General features: G+C 66.6%; 18 protein-coding genes. 10 read left to right on the top strand and 8 right to left on the bottom strand.

Annotated features, from left to right (window positions below):
- The first annotated feature begins 27 nt into the window (after positions 1 to 27).
- The 7 genes from NFX52_RS06470 (at position 28) to NFX52_RS06440 (ending at position 6,686) form a co-directional block, all read left to right on the top strand.
- On the top strand, positions 28 to 876 hold the full coding sequence (locus NFX52_RS06470) for an SDR family oxidoreductase (RefSeq protein ID WP_055396270.1): 849 nt from the start codon (positions 28 to 30) through the stop codon (positions 874 to 876).
- Positions 873 to 2,207 carry a flavin-containing monooxygenase gene (locus NFX52_RS06465; protein ID WP_055396272.1) on the top strand — a complete coding sequence of 445 codons (1,335 nt, stop codon included), beginning with the start codon at positions 873 to 875 and terminating at the stop codon, positions 2,205 to 2,207. The genes NFX52_RS06470 and NFX52_RS06465 overlap by 4 nt, the downstream gene beginning before the upstream one ends.
- Positions 2,208 to 2,388: 181 nt before the next feature.
- On the top strand, positions 2,389 to 3,324 hold the full coding sequence (locus tag NFX52_RS06460; RefSeq protein ID WP_082437355.1) for a bile acid:sodium symporter family protein: 936 nt from the start codon (positions 2,389 to 2,391) through the stop codon (positions 3,322 to 3,324).
- Positions 3,321 to 4,328 carry an NAD-dependent epimerase/dehydratase family protein gene (locus NFX52_RS06455; RefSeq protein ID WP_055396274.1) on the top strand — a complete coding sequence of 336 codons (1,008 nt, stop codon included), beginning with the start codon at positions 3,321 to 3,323 and terminating at the stop codon, positions 4,326 to 4,328. The genes NFX52_RS06460 and NFX52_RS06455 overlap by 4 nt, the downstream gene beginning before the upstream one ends.
- Positions 4,325 to 5,260 (top strand): EamA family transporter, encoded by a 936-nt coding sequence (locus NFX52_RS06450; protein WP_055396276.1) that lies wholly within the window; start codon positions 4,325 to 4,327, stop codon positions 5,258 to 5,260. The genes NFX52_RS06455 and NFX52_RS06450 overlap by 4 nt, the downstream gene beginning before the upstream one ends.
- 60 nt (positions 5,261 to 5,320) lie before the next feature.
- The gene (locus NFX52_RS06445) at positions 5,321 to 5,947 is read left to right on the top strand and encodes an ABC transporter ATP-binding protein (RefSeq protein WP_055396278.1); all 627 of its coding nucleotides are present in this window, start codon (positions 5,321 to 5,323) and stop codon (positions 5,945 to 5,947) included.
- A gap of 97 nt (positions 5,948 to 6,044) precedes the next feature.
- Complete coding sequence (locus NFX52_RS06440) at positions 6,045 to 6,686, top strand: LysE family translocator (protein WP_055396280.1); 642 nt, start codon at positions 6,045 to 6,047, stop codon at positions 6,684 to 6,686.
- Between the two features lie 8 nt (positions 6,687 to 6,694).
- Here the strand turns inward: NFX52_RS06440 and NFX52_RS06435 are convergent, their stop codons facing one another.
- The 8 genes from NFX52_RS06435 to NFX52_RS06400 are packed head-to-tail and all read right to left on the bottom strand — an operon-like array spanning position 6,695 to position 12,533.
- Entirely contained in the window at positions 6,695 to 7,522 is an 828-nt protein-coding gene (locus NFX52_RS06435) for a LytR/AlgR family response regulator transcription factor (protein WP_252635585.1), read from the bottom strand.
- Positions 7,519 to 8,607 carry a sensor histidine kinase gene (locus tag NFX52_RS06430; protein WP_055396283.1) on the bottom strand — a complete coding sequence of 363 codons (1,089 nt, stop codon included), beginning with the start codon at positions 8,605 to 8,607 and terminating at the stop codon, positions 7,519 to 7,521. The genes NFX52_RS06435 and NFX52_RS06430 overlap by 4 nt, the downstream gene beginning before the upstream one ends.
- Positions 8,604 to 8,921 carry a 2TM domain-containing protein gene (locus NFX52_RS06425; protein WP_121419361.1) on the bottom strand — a complete coding sequence of 106 codons (318 nt, stop codon included), beginning with the start codon at positions 8,919 to 8,921 and terminating at the stop codon, positions 8,604 to 8,606. The genes NFX52_RS06430 and NFX52_RS06425 overlap by 4 nt, the downstream gene beginning before the upstream one ends.
- A gap of 55 nt (positions 8,922 to 8,976) precedes the next feature.
- On the bottom strand, positions 8,977 to 10,020 hold the full coding sequence (locus NFX52_RS06420) for an alpha/beta hydrolase (RefSeq protein ID WP_082437396.1): 1,044 nt from the start codon (positions 10,018 to 10,020) through the stop codon (positions 8,977 to 8,979).
- 26 nt (positions 10,021 to 10,046) lie between these two features.
- A complete protein-coding gene (locus tag NFX52_RS06415; RefSeq protein WP_055397391.1) occupies positions 10,047 to 11,111 on the bottom strand; it encodes an alpha/beta hydrolase family protein in 1,065 nt (354 codons plus the stop codon).
- A gap of 43 nt (positions 11,112 to 11,154) precedes the next feature.
- Positions 11,155 to 11,445 (bottom strand): 2TM domain-containing protein, encoded by a 291-nt coding sequence (locus NFX52_RS06410; protein WP_055397382.1) that lies wholly within the window; start codon positions 11,443 to 11,445, stop codon positions 11,155 to 11,157.
- A gap of 58 nt (positions 11,446 to 11,503) precedes the next feature.
- Positions 11,504 to 12,076: a DUF6622 family protein gene (locus NFX52_RS06405; RefSeq protein WP_055397380.1), complete on the bottom strand. Its 573-nt coding sequence runs from the start codon at positions 12,074 to 12,076 to the stop codon at positions 11,504 to 11,506.
- 46 nt (positions 12,077 to 12,122) lie between these two features.
- Positions 12,123 to 12,533 carry a DUF2306 domain-containing protein gene (locus NFX52_RS06400; RefSeq protein ID WP_055397378.1) on the bottom strand — a complete coding sequence of 137 codons (411 nt, stop codon included), beginning with the start codon at positions 12,531 to 12,533 and terminating at the stop codon, positions 12,123 to 12,125.
- A 308-nt stretch (positions 12,534 to 12,841) separates the two neighbouring features.
- Between NFX52_RS06400 and NFX52_RS06395 the strand changes: the two genes are divergently transcribed.
- Genes NFX52_RS06395 through NFX52_RS06385 form a run of 3 tightly spaced genes read left to right on the top strand, consistent with a single transcriptional unit; the run spans position 12,842 to position 20,541 of the window.
- Positions 12,842 to 14,143: an efflux RND transporter periplasmic adaptor subunit gene (locus NFX52_RS06395; protein WP_055397376.1), complete on the top strand. Its 1,302-nt coding sequence runs from the start codon at positions 12,842 to 12,844 to the stop codon at positions 14,141 to 14,143.
- A gap of 15 nt (positions 14,144 to 14,158) precedes the next feature.
- Positions 14,159 to 17,362, top strand: a complete 3,204-nt coding sequence (locus NFX52_RS06390) for an efflux RND transporter permease subunit (RefSeq protein ID WP_055397374.1) — start codon at positions 14,159 to 14,161, stop codon at positions 17,360 to 17,362.
- The gene (locus NFX52_RS06385) at positions 17,359 to 20,541 is read left to right on the top strand and encodes an efflux RND transporter permease subunit (RefSeq protein WP_055397372.1); all 3,183 of its coding nucleotides are present in this window, start codon (positions 17,359 to 17,361) and stop codon (positions 20,539 to 20,541) included. Before NFX52_RS06390 ends, NFX52_RS06385 begins: the two co-directional genes overlap by 4 nt.
- The last annotated feature ends 7 nt before the right edge of the window (positions 20,542 to 20,548 follow it).

The raw sequence follows: 20,548 nt of genomic DNA, 5'->3' as shown, positions 1-20,548 counted from the left end.
TGCAAACCAACATTTCACGGGGTGCTCATGGCGGCGACTTTTCAGAACGCGGTACTCACCGGCGCTTGTGGTGGCCTGGGCCAGGCCCTGGCGCGGGAGCTGATCGGCCAGGGCGCCGCCGTGGCGCTGGTGGGGCTTCACTTGCCCACGTTGCAGGCACTGGCTGCGCTGGCGCCTGGGCGCTGCGCGGTGTACACGCCCGATGTGGCCGACAGCACCGCGATGCAGGCCATGGCGGCCGACTGGATGGCGCGCTCGGGCGCGGTGCCCGACCTCGTGATTGCCAACGCGGGCGTGGCAGGCGGCTTTGACACTGCCGAAGCCGACGACCTCGCGGTGCTGCGCCGTATGCTGGAGATCAACCTGCTGGGCGCGGCCACCACCTTTCAGCCGTTTGTGAAAGCCATGCGCGCTCAGCGGCGCGGCGCCCTGGTGGGTGTGGCCAGCATTGCGGGCTGGCGCGGCATGCCGGGCAACGGTGCCTATTGCGCGAGCAAGGGCGGGCTCATCCGCTACCTGGAGAGCCTGCGTGCCGAGCTGCGCGGCGAATCCATTGTGGTCAGCACGGTGAGCCCTGGCTACCTTCGCACCGCGCTCACGGCGGGCAATCGTTTTGCCATGCCGGGCCTGATGGAGCCCGAAGCCGCTGCCCGGGCTCTGCTGGCGGGCGTCGCGCAAGGTCGTACCCACATCGTGCTGCCCGCGCGCATCGGCTGGTTGGCCCGCTTGCTGAACCTGTTGCCCGACGCCCTGCACGACCGACTTCTGCTGGGCCAGCCGCGCAAGCCGCGCGTGGGCGAGGCGGGGGCCACGGCCATTCCGGGCCTGCCGTTGCCTACAGAGACGCCGATACACAACGAAAGCAAAAACGCATGACAACGGAGACAACACCCACTGTGGCAGATACCCGCACCCAGATCGCTCTGATAGGCGCAGGCCCCAGTGGCCTGGCGGCTGCGCGCAACCTGCAAAAGCTGGGCGTGCCCTTCCAGGGCTTTGAGGCACACACCGACGTGGGCGGCCTGTGGAACATCGAGAACCCGCGCAGCACGGTGTATGAGTCCGCGCACCTCATCTCCAGCAAACACACCACGGAGTTCACCGAATTCCCCATGCGACCCGAGGTGGCCGACTACCCCAGCCAACGCGAGATGCGGCAGTACTTCATGGACTTTGCCGCGCACTTTAGTTTGCGCCCGCACTACTGGTTTGGTACCCGCGTGCTGAAGGTCGAGCCCGTGGGCGAGGGCGCAGCGCCGCTGTGGCGCGTCACCTGGAGCCAGCACGGCGGACCCGCGCAGACCGCAGAGTTCAAGGGCGTGGTGATTGCCAATGGCACGCTGGCCGAGCCCAACATGCCGCGCTTTGAAGGCCAGTTTGATGGCGAACTGCTGCACACCAGCGCCTACAAAAGCGCCGAGCTGTTCAAGGGCAAACGCGTGTTGGTGGTGGGCGCGGGCAACTCGGGCTGCGACATAGCCGTGGATGCGGTGCATTACGCGCGCAGCGTGGATCTGTCGGTGCGGCGCGGCTACTACTTCGTCCCCAAATACGTGTTCGGCCAGCCCGCCGACACGCTGGGGGGAAAGTTCAAGATGCCGCCCTGGCTCAAGCAGAAGATCGACAGCGTGGTGCTGCAGTGGTTCACCGGCGACCCGGCGCGGTTTGGCCTGCCCAAGCCCGATTACAAGATGTACGAATCGCACCCCGTGGTCAACTCGCTGGTGCTGCACCACCTGGGTCACGGCGACATTCATGTGAAGCCCGATATTGCGCGCCTGCAGGGCCACACCGTGTTTTTCAAGGACGGTAGCGCGCAAGACTACGACCTCGTGCTCTGCGCCACCGGCTACAAGCTGCACTACCCTTTTATCGACCACAGCCTGCTCAACTGGAACGGCATGGCGCCGCAGCTGTACCTCAACATCCTGTCGCCGCGCTTCGACAATCTGGCGGTGATGGGGATGATCGAGGCCAGCGGCATCGGCTGGCAGGGCCGTTACGAGCAAGCGGAGCTGGTAGCGCGCTTTTTCAAGGCGCAGTCAGAAGGATCACCGCGCGCCGAGGCCCTGCGCCAGGCCAAGGCCGGGCCTCCACCCGATCTGTCGGGTGGCTTCAAGTACCTGAAGCTCGAACGCATGGCGTACTACGTGCACAAGGACACCTACCGCAACGCGGTGCGGGCAGCGGCCGCTGCCCTGGCATGAAAGCCCCCCTGAGGCGCTGCGCGCCTTCCCCCCGCTCTCGCAGCGCTGCGCACTGCGGGCAAGGGGACGACGCCCTCGCTGCGGGGCGGCCCTTGCTCGGCGTCCCGCGCTGTCGCTGCGACAGTCTCGTGCGTTGCGCGTTGCGCAATACGCGGTGAAGAACTGAACTCAAAGGTTATCTATGCTGCCCGTCGACGAAATACGCCTCAACTTCAACCCTGCATCGCTCGTGGCGCTCAATGTAGTGCTGGGTTTTCTCATGTTCGGCATTGCGCTCGATACGCGCGTGGCCGACTTCAAGCGCGTGCTGCGCATGCCCGGAGCCATGGCAGTGGGCATTGCGGCGCAGTTCATCGTGCTGCCTGCCGTGACCTTTGCGCTCACGCTGCTGCTCCAGCCCGGCCCCAGCATTGCGCTGGGCATGATCCTGGTGGCCTGCTGCCCGCCGGGCAATGTGAGCAACATCCTCACGCACCGCGCCGGGGGCAATGTGGCGCTGTCGGTGTCGATGACGGCGATCTCCAACGCGCTCGCGATTGTGCTTATGCCGCTCAACTTCGCGTTCTGGGGCGGTTTGCACCCCACGGCGGCACCGTTGTTGCGCAGCATTGCGCTCGACCCGCTGGAGATGGCGGGGCACATCGTCGCCATCATCGGGCTGCCGTTTGCACTGGGCATTCTGTGTGCGGAGAAGCTGCCGCGTTTCACGCAGCGGGTGAACAAGCCCGTGCGCATCCTCAGCTTTGTCTGCCTGATCGGTTTCATCGTCGGGGCCGTGGCGGGCAACTGGCGCTACTTCCTCGACTACGTGGGGCTGGTGCTGCTGGCCGTGGTATTGCATGACGCGCTGGCCTTTGGCACCGGCTACGCCTGCGCGCGGCTCAGCGGCTTGTCGGACTACGACCGGCGCGCGGTGAGCATTGAGGTGGGCATCCGCAACGCGGGCCTGGGCCTGGTGCTGATCTTCAGTTTTTTTGGAGGACTGGGGGGCATGGCCGTGGTGGCGGGTGTCTGGGGCTTTTGGGACATCATTGCCGGCCTGGCGCTGGCGGGATGGTGGGGCCGCAGACCTGCGGTGGTGCCGCTGGGGGCTTCGGCCAAGGAGCACGGCGCATGACGGCTTCTTCATTGGCAACGCGCCACATCCTGGTGACCGGGGCCGACGGTTTTCTGGGCCAGGGTGTAGTGGCCGCCCTTGCGCGCGAGGGTGTGCACACGCTGGTGGCGGCCGATGTGCGCGAGGTGCCTGCCGAGCGCCGCCTGCCTGACGTGATCTATCTGGTGCAGGACGTGCGTGACCCCGCGCTGGCGCAGACGCTCGCCGACCATGCCATCGACAGCGTGGTGCACCTGGCCTCCATCGTCACGCCGGGCAAAGGATCCAACCGCGAATTCGAATACTCCGTGGATGTGCTGGGCAGCCAGAATGTGCTCAACGCTTGCGTGGCCACGGGGGTGAAACATATTGTGGTCAGCTCCAGCGGCGCGGCCTATGGTTACCACGTCGACAACCCGGCCTGGCTGCGGGAGACCGATGCGCTGCGCGGCAATGAGGTTTTTGCCTATGCCCACCACAAGCGGCTGGTGGAAGAGATGCTGGCGCAGTACCGCGCGGACCACCCCGCGCTGGCGCAGACGGTGCTGCGCATCGGCACCATCCTGGGCGAGCGGGTGGACAACCAGATCACCGCGCTGTTCGACAAACGCCGCCTGCTGGCCATCCGTGGCAGCGAGAGCCCGTTTGTTTTCATCTGGGACGAGGACGTGACCGGCGCCATCCTGCATGCGTTGCGCACGCAGCGCGCTGGCTGTTTCAACCTGGCGGGCGATGGTGCGCTGCCGCTGCGCGAGATCGCCCGGCGCCTGGGTAAACCGGTGCTGGAGTTGCCTGCGGGCCTGCTGCGTGCCGCGCTGGCGGTGGGCTCCGCGCTGGGCCTGAGCCGCTACGGGCCCGAGCAGCTGGATTTTCTGCGTTATCGCCCCGTGCTGCTCAATGCCGCGCTCAAGGAGGTGCTGGGCTACGTGCCCGGCAAGACCAGCGCAGAGGCGTTCGAAGCCTTTGTGGCTGCCCGGGCGCGCCAAGGGCGGCCGGTGGCTGTGGCTGCGGCGGTGGCTGCATGACGGCGCGGGCGCTGAGCCGTGGCGACTTGCTGCGCGCGCTGGCCGTGGTGGTCATCTGGGGGCTGAACTTTGTGGTGATGAAGCTGGGCTTGCAGGGGCTCAGCCCCATGCTGCTGGGTGCCCTGCGTTTCACTGCGGCATCCCTGCCGTTTCTGCTGTTCGTGCCCCGCCCATCCATGCCCTGGCGCTTTGTGGTGGGCTATGGGCTGGCGCAGGGGCTGGGGCAGTTCGGCTTTCTGTTCCTGGGTCTGCAGCTGGGCATGACGGCGGGCATGGCTTCGGTGGTCATGCAGACACAGGCGTTTTTTACGCTGCTGCTGGCCGCCCCTTTGTTGGGTGAGCGCGCCAAACCCTGGCAGTGGTGGGGGCTGCTGCTGGCGTTTGGCGGGCTCATGACCATTGGTCTTGCCCATGGAGAAGGGCCCGGGCAGATGACGCTGGCCGGTTTTGTGCTCACCCTCGGCGCGGCCTTCATGTGGGCGGTGTCCAACCTGGTGGCACGCCGCGCTGCGCAGGCAGGGGCTTACGCGCCGTTTCCGTTCATCGTGTGGAGCAGCGTGGTGCCCATCGTTCCGTTCTTTGCGCTGGCGGTGTGGACCGAAGGCGCCAGCGGTGTCGTGGCGCAATTGCAGGCGGTGGACGGCAGGGCTTTGCTCGCAGTGCTTTACCTCGCATTGCTGGCCACCTTGCTGGCCTACACGCTGTGGACGCAGCTGCTGCAACGCCACGCGGCCGGGCGGGTCACGCCGTTTTCGCTGCTGGTGCCGGTGGTGGGGCTGTGGGCTGCGTATGCGTTTTTGGGCGAAACGCCCTTGCCGCTGCAGTGGGCGGGCGCAGCCGCAGTGTTGTGTGGCCTGGTGGTCAACCAGACCGGTGGCTGGTTGTGGGCATGGTGGCGGCGCAAAGCCGAGACCCACTCGACCGCTCTCTAGAATCCTGGACCGGCGCAGGCTTGTACGGAATGTCCTGCGCAATAAACCCAAGGAAGCAGGATGTCTGAGAACGTGGTGTTGCAGGTGGAGGGGCTGTGTTTTGCCTACCCCGAATGTGGGGTGCTCAACCAGTGGTCGGTGGCGCTGCCCGCAGGCCTGGCGCTGGTGCGTGGCGACGAAAGCAGTGGCAAGACCACGCTGCTGCGCCTGCTTGCGGGTGAACTCACGGCACTGGCCGGGCGCATCACTCTGCAGGGTGTGCGCCTGAGCGACGCGCCCAAGGCCTTTGCGCAAATGGTGTTCTGGGTCGATCCTCGTGCTGGTGACCTGGACAAGCTCACCGCCAGTGGCTGGCTGGACAGCCTGCCCGCGCACTACCCGTTGTGGGATGCGGCAGCGCTGGCCACGCACATTGAAGGCTTCACGCTGCACGAGCATCTGGACAAGCCGTTCTATGCGCTGTCCACCGGCAGCAAGCGCAAGGTGCTCATGGCCGGGGCGCTGGCCTCGGGCGCGCCGCTGACCTTGATCGACGAGCCTGTGGGCGGGCTGGACAAGCCGTCGGCCACCTACCTGGGCCGCGCCCTGGCGCAGGTGGCGGGCCAGCCCGGGCGCGTGGTGGTCGTGGCGCACTACGAGGCTTTGCCAGGCGTGCCCTGGGGCACGGTGGTGGAACTGAACAGTTGATTGGTGTCCGGGGCACCGAGCGCCTGCGCCTTCCGCCCCCGCTTGTTTTAGACTGGGCCGCTATCGGGTGTTTTCCCGTTCTCTGAAGGACTGTTCCATGGACGCGCTTCTTTTTGCCCCGGTGGCGGTTGCCATTGCGCTCACGCCCGGCCCCAACAATTTCTGTGGCCTCAACAACGGCATTCGCGCGGGGATTGGTGCGGCCATGGTGGCGACGCTGGGGCGGGTGGCTGCGTTCGCGATTTTCCTGACGGTGTCTGCGGTGGGCTTGGGGGCCATGCTGCTGGCGTCCGAGGCGGCCTTCACGGCCGTGAAGTGGGTAGGGGCCTGCTACCTGTTCTGGCTGGGCTGGCGCGCGTGGCGCAGCCGCGAGTTCAGCGGGCTGGATGTGGTGGATGGCGCAGACGGAGGTGCGGTCAAAGCGGGCGGTGCACCGGTGCGCCTGCAGTCGCTCATCGCGCAGGAGTTCTTGCTGGGCATCACCAATCCCAAGGCCATCATCCTGTTTGCAGCGGTCTTTCCGCAGTTCATCGACCCCGGCCAGCCGGCCCTGCGCCAGTTTGTGGTGCTGGGGGCGGTGTACCTGGGGGCTGAGTTTGTCTCCACGGCGGTGTATGCGGCGGGGGGCCGGCAGATCCGCCGGTTTATCCGCACCTCACGGGGTGTGGTGCGTCTCAACAAGGCCACCGGCGGGTTCTTCATGGGGGCGGGTGGCCTGCTGCTGGCCACCAATCGGTAACTCGGGGACTACATCGCCTTGAAAAGGTGCGCGTAAAGGCGGCTCACGGGCAGCTTCTCGGTCCGGCCCGCCAGCTCCAGATGCAGCTTGCCCGCCTCGTCGCGCGTCACCGTGGTGATGGCGCTGGCGCGCACCAGGGTGCTGCGATGTATCTGCCAGAACACCTGCGTATCAAGCTGGCTCGTCAGCTCCTTGAGGGGCGTGCGGATCAGGTACTCGCGCGCCGCAGTCAGCACCCGCACGTATTTGTCGGCCGCTTCAAAGTACAGCACGTCGGCCACCGGCACCATGTGGATCTGGCTGCCGCTGCTGGCCTGGATGAGGGTGAGGGGGGCGGTGCTGCTTGGTGCCGCTGCAGCGGATGGCGAGGCAATGCCGGGCGCTGCCAGCAGGTGGCGCAGCTGCTCCATGGTTGCTTCTAAATTGATAGCTAGTTGCGCTTTATTCATAAGCGCTAGTTGCAGTTTTTGCACTGTTTTTTGCAGCCGGGCCGCCTGCACGGGCTTGAGCAGGTAGTCCACAGCCTGGGCTTCAAACGCTTGCACGGCGTACTGGTCGTAGGCCGTCACGAATACGAGTGCGGGAAACGGTTTGTCGTCGGGCCAGGCGTCGGCCAGTTCCACGGCGGCATCCAGCCCGCTCTGGCCCGGCATGCGGATGTCAAAGAAGAGCACGTCGGGGAGCAGGGCCAGCGCCTGCCTGACGGCCGACAGGCCGTCGCCCACGGTCGCGGCGATCTGCAGCGCGGGCCAGGCGCGGGCCAGCTCCTGCTGCAGTGCGGCAGCCAGCAGGTGTTCATCCTCGGCAATCAGGGCGCGGGGGGCGGGTTGGTTCATGGGCTTGGAGCGGATTTCAAAGGAAAAACGACGCTAGCGCTTGTCCCACCTGCGCTAGCAGCTATCAAATCAAGAGTGCCTGATGCGCCGTGCAAGGTGGCCAGGCGTTCGCGCACCTGGGTCAGACCAAAGCTTTGACCGGGGCCCGGCGTGGGCAGGGTGCCGGGCAGGCCCACGCCGGTGTCGTTGACCTCGATCACCAGCAGCGGGCCATTGGCGCCCGGGCGCGTGCTGGCACGCACGGTGATGTGGCCGCCTTCCACCTGGGGCTCCAGGCCGTGGCGTATGGCGTTTTCCACCAGGGGCTGCAGCAGCAGTGGCGGTACGGGCACATCCCGCAGTGCCTCGGGCAGGTCCAGCGTGTAGGCCATGCGTGGGCCCATGCGCACCGCCATCAGCTCCAGGTAGTCGCGCAGGCGGTCAAACTCGTTGGACAGCGGGTGCTGGGTGCTGCGCGACGCGGTGAGCGTGGCGCGCAGGTAGGCAATCATGCGGTCCAGCATCTCCTGCGCACGCGCGGGGTCTGTGCCGATCAGCACGCGCAGGTTGGCCAGCGTGTTGAACAGCATGTGCGGTTCGAGCTGGGTTTCCAGCAGCTTCAGGCGCGCCTCGCTCGCGTGCATGCGCGCCTCGGCCATCTTGTCTTCCAGATACGCCGATTTGTGGATGGCGTAGAAGTAGTAGCTGCCCACCAGCCCGGCAATGGCCGTGATGAGAATGGATGTGCGCTGGTCAGACCCGGTAGTGGACGTGCCCGGTGGGTAGAAGTGAAAGTAGTACACGCACAAGGCGTTGGCCAGCGCCGTGCCTGCCACGTACCCCACAACGATGCCCCCCGCCACCAGCGCCATGCCTTGCCACCCATGCGGCCAGCCCGTTTCGGCGGCAGACGGTATCAATTCGCGCCCCAGGTCGATCACGGCCCAGGTGAAGGTGCCGATCAGTATCGAATACACCACCGGCGGCCCGTAGGGCTTGTCGGGCATGAAGGCATATTGGATAGTCGCAACGACCAGGGTGAAGGCGAGCACCTGAAGGAAGTGCCGCAGCTTGCTGATGCCGTTGAAGGGGCGTCGCAGCATCATGGCCGGTGCTGATCTTGCTGCTTTTGGGCTTGTTCGCGCTGCAGGGCTTCGCGCTCGCGCTGCACCATGCGTTCGCGCAGGCCGTCGCCGCTGCCCAGCAGGAACACCGACACCCCATGCAGCACCAGCCCCAGGCCCCAGCCCAGCAGTGGATAGATCGACCAGGGGCGCGTACCGAATGCGTAGCGCGACATGGCAAAGAGCAGCGCGTTCACCAGCACGAACGCCGCAGCGTGCACGTACCAACCCAGCTTGGCGCTGGCGCGCCGGCGGGCCAGCGTTTCGATTTCTTCGGGGCTAAGAGGGGAGGTCATGGCGGGGCGGTCGGGGGTGAAAAGCTCGGGGCGCTGCAGGGATTCTAGGGGCGGGCTACGCCGGGCAGGCGTGGCGCGCCACCGTGGCCACAGCCTGGGCGTCCAGCGTCAGCCCCATGTGGTTCACGCCGGGCACCAGGGTCACGAGCACAGGCTTGCCCGCCTGGGCAAACAGGTCGGCAAAGCGGTCGGCGTAAAAAAGCTCATCGTCCTGCCCGGCCACGATGCAGACCGTGCCCCGGGCATTGCGGATGTCGGCCTGGTAGTCGTCGTGGGGTCGAAAGTTGGTGGCCACCGTGTACGAATAGCGGGGCGTGAGCAGCTCGCGGGCTACGTCGTTGAGGGCAAAGCTCAGCACGGGCAGGTGGTTCCACCGGGTGATGCCGATCTGATTGAGCAGCGTGATGGCGACCATGCGGGGCAGGCCCACCGACACCCAGCCGCCGCTGTCAGGCCGCGATGTGGGGGCGTTGTGGTGCAAAAAAGGCGAAAGCAGCACATAGCGGTCGAACAGGTCCTGCCGCGCGCTGCCCGCAAAACGCAGCGCAAACCCGCCGCCTGCCGAAAACCCCATCAGCGTTTGCGGGCCAGCGTGCGGCACGGCGCGCAGAAAGTCCTCGATGTCGTCTTCCATCTGGCCGATGTACGCGGCCTGGCCCCTGGGGCCGGACGCGCCGTGCCCCCGCATGTCCAGGGATGCCACGGCATAGCCCTCAGCCGCCAGCGCCTGTGCCAGCACGTGGTTGGACTGCCCGCGTGCGGAAGACCCATGCACCAATACCACCCGGCGCTGTGGTGTGGCTGCTGTTGCCGGACTGGGGCTGTAGCCATGCCACGCCAGTGAAGTACCGTCGCGCGCTGTGTAGCGCTGGACTGGTGGAACACCGCCGTAGTCCACGCCCTTGAACGGATTGTTGATGCTGGACAGTGGCGGGATGTCGTGGGGGCCGCCCCAGGCGATGGCGGCAGCAAGTCCGGCAAGCCCCAGGGTCAGCAAGGCGGCAGCGATGAACAAGGGGTACCGGCTGCGGGGCCGCAATCTGGAGGTTTGCGTCATGGTGGCGAGCAGGCCAAGGGTGGCGGCAGAGATGAGGAGCATGGGGCGTGTGACGCAGGATGGCCGCGTTAGGGCACTGGTTGAAAGGGGTGCAAGGGTTGCAGGTGCTGGGCGAAGAACGCCACGATGCGTGCATCCACCTCGGGCAGCACCTTGCGGTCAAAGCCGGGCGGGTCGCCCAGCAGCGCGGTCTGCACGTCGCTCAGCAGGTGCAGCGGTGGCATGGGCGACAGCATGGCGCCGTGGCTGGCGTCCGGCAGGTGGGCTACGTGGGTGCAGCGGTCCTGGCAGGCCGTGAGCACGGCGTCACTGTGAAAGCGCGGTACCTGGTTCACATCCATGCCCGCAGTCACCAGCCCCAGCGCGATGCTTGGGGTGGCAAGGGTGGTCATGTCAAAGTCGGCCGCAAAGGGCACGCTGGCCACGGCGGCTTGTATACGGGGGTCTTGGTGTGTGTAGGCGGTTTCATCGCCAAAGCGGTGCCGTATCACGGTCAGTGCAAACCACTTCTTCAGGCCATCCAGCAGGTTGCCGTGCAAACGGGTGATGAACCCGACACAGGAGGAAAAATCATCGGCAATGTGGGCCTCGCAGTGCTGACGAAAGCGAGCGGGCGACCACGCGCCGCCCGCCAGCGTCAACGCCGTGTGGCCACCGGCGGAACCACCGAAGACCCCCACCTTGTCCAGGGTGAGCAACGGGGCCAGGCGGGTGTCCTGGGCCACGGCGTCGATGGCGCGGGAGACCTCTGCGGGGCGGCGCTTCCAGCTCTCGGGGCCGGGGGTGGACGGGTCTTTGGAGTTGTCTCCCGCATGTTCGGGCAATGCCACGACAAAACCTGCGGCCACCATTGCACGTGCCAGATCGGTGTGGACCCACGGATTGCCGCCCGAACCGTGTGTGATGACCATCAGGCGGCCGTTTCCCCGCACGGGGCTGCCCTGCCAGGCCAGCTGCAGCTGGAAGGGGCCGCGCTGCACGGGTTCGTCGGCACTGCTGCTGGGGTAGAACACCGTGACGGGGCCATCCCCCAGCAAGCCGGGCAATTCCATCAGCCCCGTGCCCGCCTGGGAGGCGGTGGCCGCACCCCATGTCGCGAGTGTCAGCAGGGCCAGGGTCAGTCGTCGGAGCATCTTCATGGGATTTCTTTCGTGCGGAAGGCGGGTGTAGACGGGTTCAATGGCGTGGCCCCTGCTGCGCCAGACGGTCGCGTTCGGCCTGCACCATGCGCTCATGCAGCCCGCCGCCAGCAATCAGGAACACCACCGCCCCATGCACCACCAGGCCGATGCCCCATCCCAGCGCGGGGTACACCGCCCAGTGCCGCCCGCTGGCGGCCGACAGGGTGATCAGCAACAGGTTGACCAGCAGATAGACGCCGGCGTGCATGTACCAGCCGAGTTTGGCCCCGGCGCGTTTGCGGGCCAGGCGTTCGATGGGGTCTTCGGTGGGGTGGACGTAGTGCATGGTGATGTCTCCAGACAAGGTGAGTCAGTTCGATGGGAGGGCAGGGTTCTGGCGGGGCTCAGGCGCCCACGGGGGACGCGCCGTAGACCACGCTTTGCTGCGCCAGGCGCCACATCCGCAGGGCCCGGGCGGCGAACAGGCCGTTGAACACCCCATAAAGGGCCGAGATCTGCAGCGCGAAGGTGCCGTCCCGTGCCAGGGTGGGTTGCATGGCCAACTCGACCCCGACGAAATACTTGGTCAGGAAGATGCCAACGATCAGCGCGAGCGGCATGGCGCTGCCCGGAATGTAAAAACTGCGCGAAGAGGCGCTGTAGAGCGTGCCGGTGGGCGCCGTGGGCTGGAACCACAGGGCCAGCGCCGTGGTCGCCGTGGCGGCTGCCAGCCAGAGACCCACTGCCTGTACGCCGGAGGAGGCCGAACCGCCGAATGCCGACAGCAGGCCTGCCACCGAAAAGGCGGCCATGCCCAGCGGCATGAGCTGGGTTCGCAGCAGGCTGGCGCTGCGGTCGCGCAGCTGGCTGGCGCCCAGCCCCACCAGGCCGGCCAGCATGCCCCAAACCCAGTAGGGGGTGTGACTGATGACCTGGAGCATTGCTTGGGGTTGGTGAACAATGAAATTGAGCAGCATGGGGATCTCCTGAGTGGAAAGGGCAGATGGAGAGGGAACGGCAGGGTCAGATCACGCCCAGTGCCGACCAGAGCGAATGGCCGAGAAAGCGATCAGGCAGCAGAGTGAAGCCACCGGCCACCACGCAGGCGCCGATGTAGACGCGCTGCATGGTTTTGCGATGCCCGTCGATGTTGCGCCGGGCCAGGAAGACAAAAGACAGCACCAGCATCCCCAGCGTGACCGGTATCAGCAGGTGGATCAGCCCGAAGCTGCCCCAGCGCGGGCCCGGACCCCCACTGATGAAAATGGCCGACACGGCTGTGGCCACCATCAGGGTTACCCAGGCATACCCGGCGGCGCGGTGCAGGCGCGGGCGTTGGGTGGCACCCTTGCGGGCCCACAGGGCGATGGAGCCGATGGCGGTCGCGGCGAGCGCTGCGGCGAGGTGGATGGCGATGACGGGGGTGAGTTGCATGGTGTGGCTCCGGGCTCGTTCTTCAATGGAGCGGACTGTGCCGATACCGCCCCGTCGCTGCCAGCGGCTTGCGACGAAATGCGCCAGGGCCGCCGCGAAATGCAGGAGCGCGGCGTGACTTGCGGGGCATTTTTGGTGGGCTGCCCGTTGGTGGATGCGCCTTCCCTACGAATTGCTTTGACCCCAAGGTTTACTTTTCTTCGCACAGCGTTCAAAGCAACGCGTGAACTGAGCCTCTACGATCCGGTACGGTTGACCGTGCTGACACCCGCCCAGCAGGCACCCCGAGAACACGAATCAAGACCGCCATGAACCCCCAAGAAGTCAACGCGCCCCCGCCATCGGCCATTCCTCCCGCTCCCCCCGGCAAACCGCCACGCCGATCCCGATGGGTAGGAAGCCTGCTGGCGCTGTTGTTGGTGGGGCTGGTAGGAGGGGCGGCGTGGTATCTCATCCAGCGGGCCAATGGTGAATCCAGCGGCGGTCCGGGCTTTCCGGGGGGCGGGCGCCCCATGGTAACGGTGGGGGATGCCGTGGTGCGCAAGGCTGAACTGCCGGTGATCATCGATGCGCTGGGCACCGTGATCCCCGCCACCACGGTCACGCTGCGGCCCCAGGTGTCGGGCATGCTGACCCAGGTGCTGTTCACCGAGGGGCAGATGGTCAAAAAAGGGCAGTTGCTGGCGCAGATCGACCCCCGCCCCTTCGAGCAGGCGCTGATGCAGGCCCAGGGCACCCGCCAGCGCGACGAGGCGCAGCTGGAGAACGCGCGCCTCACGTTGGAGCGCTACCGCACCTTGCTGTCGCAAGACTCCATCGCCCGCCAGGACGTGGACACGCAGGCCGCGCTGGTCAAGCAGCTCGAAGGCACGGTGATGACCGACAAGGCCCAAGAGGGCACGGCGCGCCTGAACCTGGACTACACACGCATCACCGCGCCCGCGTCGGGGCGCATCGGTCTTCGCACCGTGGATGCGGGCAACTACGTGACCTCGGGCGACACGGCGGGCCTGGCCACCATCACGCAGGTGGCGCCCATCGACGTGCAGTTCTCCGTGCCGCAGGACCGCGTGGCCGACATCCAGGCAGCGCAGGGCGCAGCGGACGCCCTGGCCGTGACGGCGCTGGACCGCACGCGCAAGGCCGAACTAGACAAGGGCCGGTTTTCGACGCTGGACAACCAGGTGGACACCACCACCGGCACCGTCAAGGCCAAGGCGCGGTTCGAGAACGCGGCGGGTGCGCTGTTTCCCAACCAGTTTGTGAACGTGCAGCTGCTGCTGCGCAACGTGCCCGCGCTGGTGGTGCCGGTGACTGCCGTGCGCACTGGCGCCAATGGCGACTACGTCTATGTCATCAACGAAGACCGCACGGTGTCGCTGCGCAAGGTCAAGCGCGGTCAGGCCACGGTGGGGCTGATGGCGATCACCGAAGGCCTGAAGGAAGGCGAACGTGTGGTGACCGAGGGCGGGGACCGCTTGCAGGATGGCATGGCCGTGCAGCTGCCGGGTGCGCAGGCCGCCCGTGCACCGCGTGCGGGGGCCAGCGGGCCGCGAGGGGAGCGTGGAGAAGGTGGCCAGCGCCGCCAGCGTCCTCCTCAGAATCCCTGAGCGCGAAACGACAACATGAGTCCTTCACGTCCATTCATTGAAAGGCCCGTAGCCACTGCGCTGCTGATGATTGCCATCGTGCTGGCAGGGCTGGTGGGTTTCCGCTTTCTGCCGCTGTCGGCCTTGCCCGAGGTGGATTACCCCACCATCCAGGTGCAGACCCTGTACCCGGGGGCCAGCCCCGAGGTCATGAGCCGCACGGTGAGTGCGCCGCTGGAGCGCCAGTTTGGCCAGATGCCCGGGCTCACGCGCATGGCGTCCACCAGCGCCTCGGGGGTGTCCATCATCACGCTGCAGTTTGGCCTGGGGCTGGCGCTGGATGTGGCCGAGCAGGAGGTGCAGGCAGCCATCAACGCGGGCAATTCGCTGCTGCCCGCAGACCTGCCCGCACCGCCGGTGTACGCCAAGGTGAACCCTGCCGACGCGCCGGTGCTCACGCTGGCCATCAGCTCTGACACGCTGCCGCTCACCGAAGTGCAGAACCTGGTGAACACGCGCCTGGCGCAGAAGATCAGCCAGGTTTCCGGTGTGGGGCTGGTGTCGCTGGCGGGTGGGCAGCGGCCTGCCGTGCGCATCCAGGCCGACACCAAGGCGCTGGCGTCGTACGGCATTGGCCTCGATACCCTGCGCACGGCCATCACGTCGGCCAACGCCAACAGTGCCAAGGGCAGTTTTGACGGCCCGCAGCGCTCGTACACCATCAATGCCAACGACCAGTTGCTGACGGTGGACGACTACAAGAACCTCATCGTGTCGTGGCGCAACGGTGCGCCGGTGCGCATGCTGGAGGTGGCGCGTGTGGTGGAGAGTGCGGAGAACAACCGGCTGGGCGCGTGGGCGGGGGTCAACGACCTCCAGAGCGCGGCGCCGGGCCGCCCCAAGCAAGCGAGCGCCCCCCCGGGGGGCAGCGAACCACACGAAGTGGGGAGCGTGGGGGCTTCCATCACTCCAGCGATCATCCTCAACGTGCAGCGCCAGCCGGGCGCCAACGTGATCGCCACGGTGGACAACATCAAGAAGCTGCTGCCCGAGCTGCAGGCGGGCCTGCCCGCATCGCTCAAGGTGCAGGTGCTGTCGGACCGCACCACGGGCATCCGGGGCTCGGTCCACCATGTGGAGCTGGAACTGGTGCTGGCCGTGCTCATGGTGGTGCTGGTGATCTTCTTCTTTCTGCACAGCCTGCGCGCCACGGTGATTGCCAGCCTGGCCGTGCCCATTTCGCTCATTGGCACCTGCGGCGTGATGTACCTGCTGGGCTACAGCCTCAACAACCTGAGCCTGATGGCGCTGACGATTGCCACCGGCTTTGTGGTGGACGATGCCATCGTGATGATCGAGAACATCGCGCGCTATCTGGAGGAGGGCGAGCCGCCGTTCCAGGCGGCGCTCAAGGGCGCGACGCAGATTGGCTTCACCATCATCTCGCTCACGGTGTCGCTGATCGCGGTGCTGATCCCGCTGCTCTTCATGAGCGATGTGGTCGGCCGGCTCTTTCGCGAGTTCGCGGTCACGCTGGCCATCACCATTCTCATCTCGGGCGTGGTGTCGCTCACCCTCGTGCCCATGATGGCTGCGCGCTGGCTGCGCGCCGAGCCCGCTGGGGGCCCGAAGGGCGTGGCGGGCCGTATCAACCGGGGTTTCGAGCGGGTGATTGGCGGCTATGACCGCTGGCTGCAGTGGGTGCTGCGCCACCAGGGCGCCACGCTGGTGGTGGCGGTGATGACGCTGGCCCTCACGGCGCTCTTGTATGTGGTCATCCCGAAGGGGCTTTTTCCCACGCAGGACACCGGGCAACTGCAGGCGCGCGTCGAGGCGTCGCAGGATGTCTCGTACGCCCGCATGAGTGAACTCCAGCAAGCCGCCGTACGCGCCATCTTGCAAGACCCCGACGTGTTGTCGCTCAGCTCGTTTGTGGGTGTGGATGCGGCCAACAACACCATGCTCAATGCCGGGCGCATGCTGATCAATCTCAAGCCTGACCGCGACGGGCAGGAAGCCATCATGCAGCGGCTGCGCGAGCGTGTGCGGTCGGTGGCGGGTGTCACGCTGTACCTGCAGCCCACGCAGGATCTGACGATCGATGCGGAAACCGGCCCCACCGAGTACCGCGTGTCGATTGGCGGTGTGGATGCCGCGCAGGTCAACGACTGGACCCGCAAGCTCGCCGAGCAACTGCAGCGCGAGCCCAAGGTGCGCAACGCCACGACCGATGCGGGCGCGCAGGGCCTGTCGGCCTTTGTGGACATTGACCGCAACACGGCATCCCGCCTGTCGGTCACGGCCAGCAGCGTGGACGACACGCTCTACAGCGCGTTTGGCCAGCGCATCGTGTCCACCATTTTCACCGAGACCAACCAGTACCGCGTGATCCTGGAAGCCCAGCAGGAAGGCATGAACACGCCTGAGGCTCTGGGCACCTTGCAGCTGCGCACAGGCTCCGGCACGCCCACGCCGCTGGCGGCTGTGGCCACCATCCGCGAGCAACTGGCGCCGCTGCAGATCACGCGCGTGGCCCAGTACCCGGCGGCAACGTTGGGGTTTGACAAGGCCGAGGGTGTTTCCTTGGGTAGCGCGGTGGACGCCATCCGCGCTGCCGCGAAGGAAATCGGGATGCCGCAGGGCTTGTCGATGGAGTTCCTGGGGGCTGCCGGGGCTTACGAAAAATCGTTGTCGAGCCAGCTGTGGCTCATCCTGGCGGCGATGGTGTGCGTGTACATCGTGCTCGGCGTGCTGTACGAGAGCTATATCCACCCGGTCACGATCCTCTCCACGCTGCCTTCCGCCGGGGTGGGGGCGCTGCTGGCGCTCATGGTGTCGGGGAATGACCTGGGGGTGATCGGCATCATCGGCATCATCCTGCTGATCGGCATCGTCAAAAAGAACGCGATCATGATGATCGACTTCGCCATCGAAGCGGAGCGTCACCAGGGCATGGGGCCGCAGCAAGCTATCCACCAGGCTGCATTGCTGCGCTTTCGCCCCATTCTCATGACCACGCTGGCGGCGCTGTTTGCCGCGCTGCCGCTGATGCTGGGATGGGGCGAGGGGGCAGAACTGCGCCGCCCCCTGGGGCTGGCGATTTTTGGCGGCCTGATCCTGAGCCAGATGCTCACCCTTTTCACCACGCCGGTGATCTACCTGGCGTTTGACCGGCTGGGCCGCCGCTGGACGGGCCGGGGCACGGCGGCGGCGGCGGTCCAGGCCGGGGAGGTGTCGTGAATCTCTCGCGCCCCTTCGTCGAGAGGCCGGTCGCCACCGTGCTGCTGACCATTGGCGTGGCCCTGGCGGGGATCGCCGCATTTTTTGTGCTGCCCGTATCGCCTTTGCCGCAGGTGGACTATCCGGCCATTTCGGTCTCGGCCAGCCTGGCGGGCGCCAGCCCCGAAACCATGGCCACCAGCGTGGCCACCCCTCTGGAGCGGCGGCTGGGGGTGATTGCCGGGGTCAACGAAATGACCTCGACCAGCTCCAACGGATCGGCGCGTGTGAGCCTGCAGTTCGACCTGAACCGCAATATCGACGCGGCCGCGCGCGAGGTGCAGGCCGCCATCAACGCGGCGCGGGCCGACCTGCCCGCCACGCTGCGCAGCAACCCCACGTACCGCAAGCGCAACTCGGCGGCATCACCCGTCATCATTCTGGCGCTGACCTCCAAGACGCGCACGCCGGGTGAGATCTACGATGCCGTCTCCAACGTGGTGAGCCAGCGCCTGTCGCAGGTGGACGGTGTGGGCGAGGTGGAGATTGGCGGCGGCTCGCTGCCCGCCGTGCGCGTGGAGCTGCTGCCCTTTGCGCTCAACCGCTACGGCATCAGCACCGAAGACGTGCGCGCTGCCATCCAGGCCTCCAACGCCAACCGGCCCAAGGGCGCCATCGAGGGCGACGGGCGTCGCCTGCAGATCTACACGCCATCGCCCGCGCGCAAGGCGGCAGAGTACGAATCGCTCATCGTCGCCTGGCGCAACAACGCCGCGGTGCGGCTGGGGGATGTGGCGCGCGTGGTGGACGGGGTGGAAAACCGCCGCACCGTGGGGCTGTTCAACGGTGACCCCGCCATCATCGTGCTGGTCACGCGCCAGCCGGGTGCCAACATCATCGAAACGGTGGATGCCGTGCGCGCGCTGTTGCCCGACCTGCAGGCCCAGCTGCCGCAGGACATCCAGGTGGCCGTGGCGTCGGACAGCACCAACTCCATCCGCTCCTCCCTGCATGAAATCGAGCTGACCCTGATGGTCTCCATCGCCCTCGTGGTGCTGGTGGTGGGCCTCTTCCTGCGCAAGGCGCGGGCCACGGTGATCCCGGCGGTGGCCACTGTGGTGTCGCTGCTGGGAACCTTCGGCGTGATGTACTTCCTGGGCTTCAGCCTCAACAACCTGAGCCTGATGGCGCTGACCGTGGCCACAGGTTTTGTGGTGGACGATGCCATCGTGGTGCTGGAAAACACCATGCGCCACATCGAGGCCGGCATGGACCGCATGCAGGCCGCGCTGCAGGGTGCGCGGGAGGTGGGCTTCACCGTGCTGTCCATCAGCCTGTCGCTGGTGGCGGTGTTCATTCCGCTGCTGTTCATGGACGGCCAGGTGGGGCGGCTGTTCCGCGAATTCGCCATCACGTTGTCAGCGGCAGTGATGATTTCGCTGGTGATCTCGCTCACCACCACGCCCATGATGTGTGCGTGGCTGCTGCGGGCGCACGACCCGGCCAGCGACAAGCCCCCGTCGCGCCTGGCGCGGTGGGCAGAGCGCGGCTACCAGGGCGTGCTGCGCGGGTATGGACACAGCCTGGACTGGGCCCTGGCCAGCAAAGGCCTGGTGGTGCTCATCCTGCTGGCGGTGATCGGGCTCAACGTGTACTTGTTCGCGAAGATCCCTAAAGGGTACTTCCCCGAGCAGGACAACGGCCAGCTCAACGCGGGCCTCAGGGCCGACCAGAGCATTTCGTCCGAAGCCCTGGCGCGCAAGCTGCGCCAGGCCGTGGAGATCATCCGCAAGGACCCAGCGGTGGACACCGTCGTCGGCTTCTCGGGTGGCAGCCGGGCCGGGGGTGGGTTCATGTTTGTGAACCTCAAGCCTTTGAAGCAGCGCACGGACAGCACACCGGCCGTCATTGCGCGGCTGCGGCCGCAGCTCAACCAGATCACCGGCCTCAGGGTGTTTCTGAACCCCGTGCAGGACCTGCGCATGGGCGGTCGCTCCAGCAACTCCACCTACCAGTACACGCTCAAGAGCGACAACATGGCGGACCTCAAGCAATGGGCGGGCAAGCTGGCCGACCGGCTCAAGGACGAAAGCCTGCTCAAGGACGTGGACACCGACCAGGCGGAAAACGGCGTGGAGACCTATGTGGAGGTGGACCGCGACAGCGCTTCGCGCCTGGGCGTGAGCGCCTCGGCCATCGACAACGCGCTGTACAACGCGTTCGGCCAGCGTTCGGTGGCTACGATCTATGGCGAACTCAACCAGTACGCCGTCATCATGGAGTGGGCGCCGGAGTACACCCGGGGCCCGCCGGCCCTGAAAGATATCTACGTGGCCAGCAACCCGACCGGTGCCACGGGGACGGCCGCCAACCCGGGCCAGCGCGGTGCGTCCACGGGCAATGTCATCAGCACTGCGGCATCGACCATGGTGCCGCTGAGCGCCGTGGCGCGCGTGGTGGAGCGGGCGTCACCCACGTCCATCAGCCACCAGGATGGCGAGCTGGCCACTACCATCTCGTTCAACATCGACCCCGGAACCTCGCTGGCGCAGGCGCGCCAGGTCATCGAGCAGGCCGAGGCCGACATTGCCATGCCCACCAACGTGCGCGGCAGCTTCCAGGGCACGGCGCTCAGCGCCCAGCAGTCGCAGGGGCAACAGCTGTTCCTGATCCTCACCGCCATCGTGGTGATCTACATCGTGCTGGGTGTTCTGTATGAAAGCCTGATCCACCCGATCACGGTGCTGACCACGCTGCCGTCGGCGGGGGTGGGCGCCGTGCTGGCGCTGCTGCTGTTCAACATGCAGTTCACCATCATTGCGCTCATCGGCGTGTTCCTGCTGATCGGCATCGTCAAGAAGAACGCGATCATGATCATCGACTTTGCGCTGGACGCCGAGCGCGCGCGCGGGCTCACGGCCCTGGAGGCCGTGCGCGAAGCCTGCCTGCTGCGGTTTCGCCCCATCCTGATGACCACGATGGCTGCTGCACTGGGCGCACTGCCGCTGGCCATCGGCTTCGGGCAGGGCTCGGAGCTGCGCCAGCCGCTGGGCGTGGCGATCATCGGCGGGCTCATTGCGAGCCAGTTGCTCACCTTGCTGACGACGCCGGTGGTCTATGTGCTGCTCGACAAGCTGCGCAAGCCCGCACCCAACGAACAACAACTGAGCCGCGCCGGAGCCCCCGGTGCCGCTGTCTGATTGCGCA

This window comes from Acidovorax facilis, assembly GCF_023913775.1.
In the GTDB taxonomy this organism is placed as follows: Bacteria; Pseudomonadota; Gammaproteobacteria; order Burkholderiales; family Burkholderiaceae_C; genus Acidovorax; species Acidovorax facilis.
Note: the sequence above shows the minus strand (reverse complement) of the source record. Positions and strands in the feature narration are given on the sequence as shown.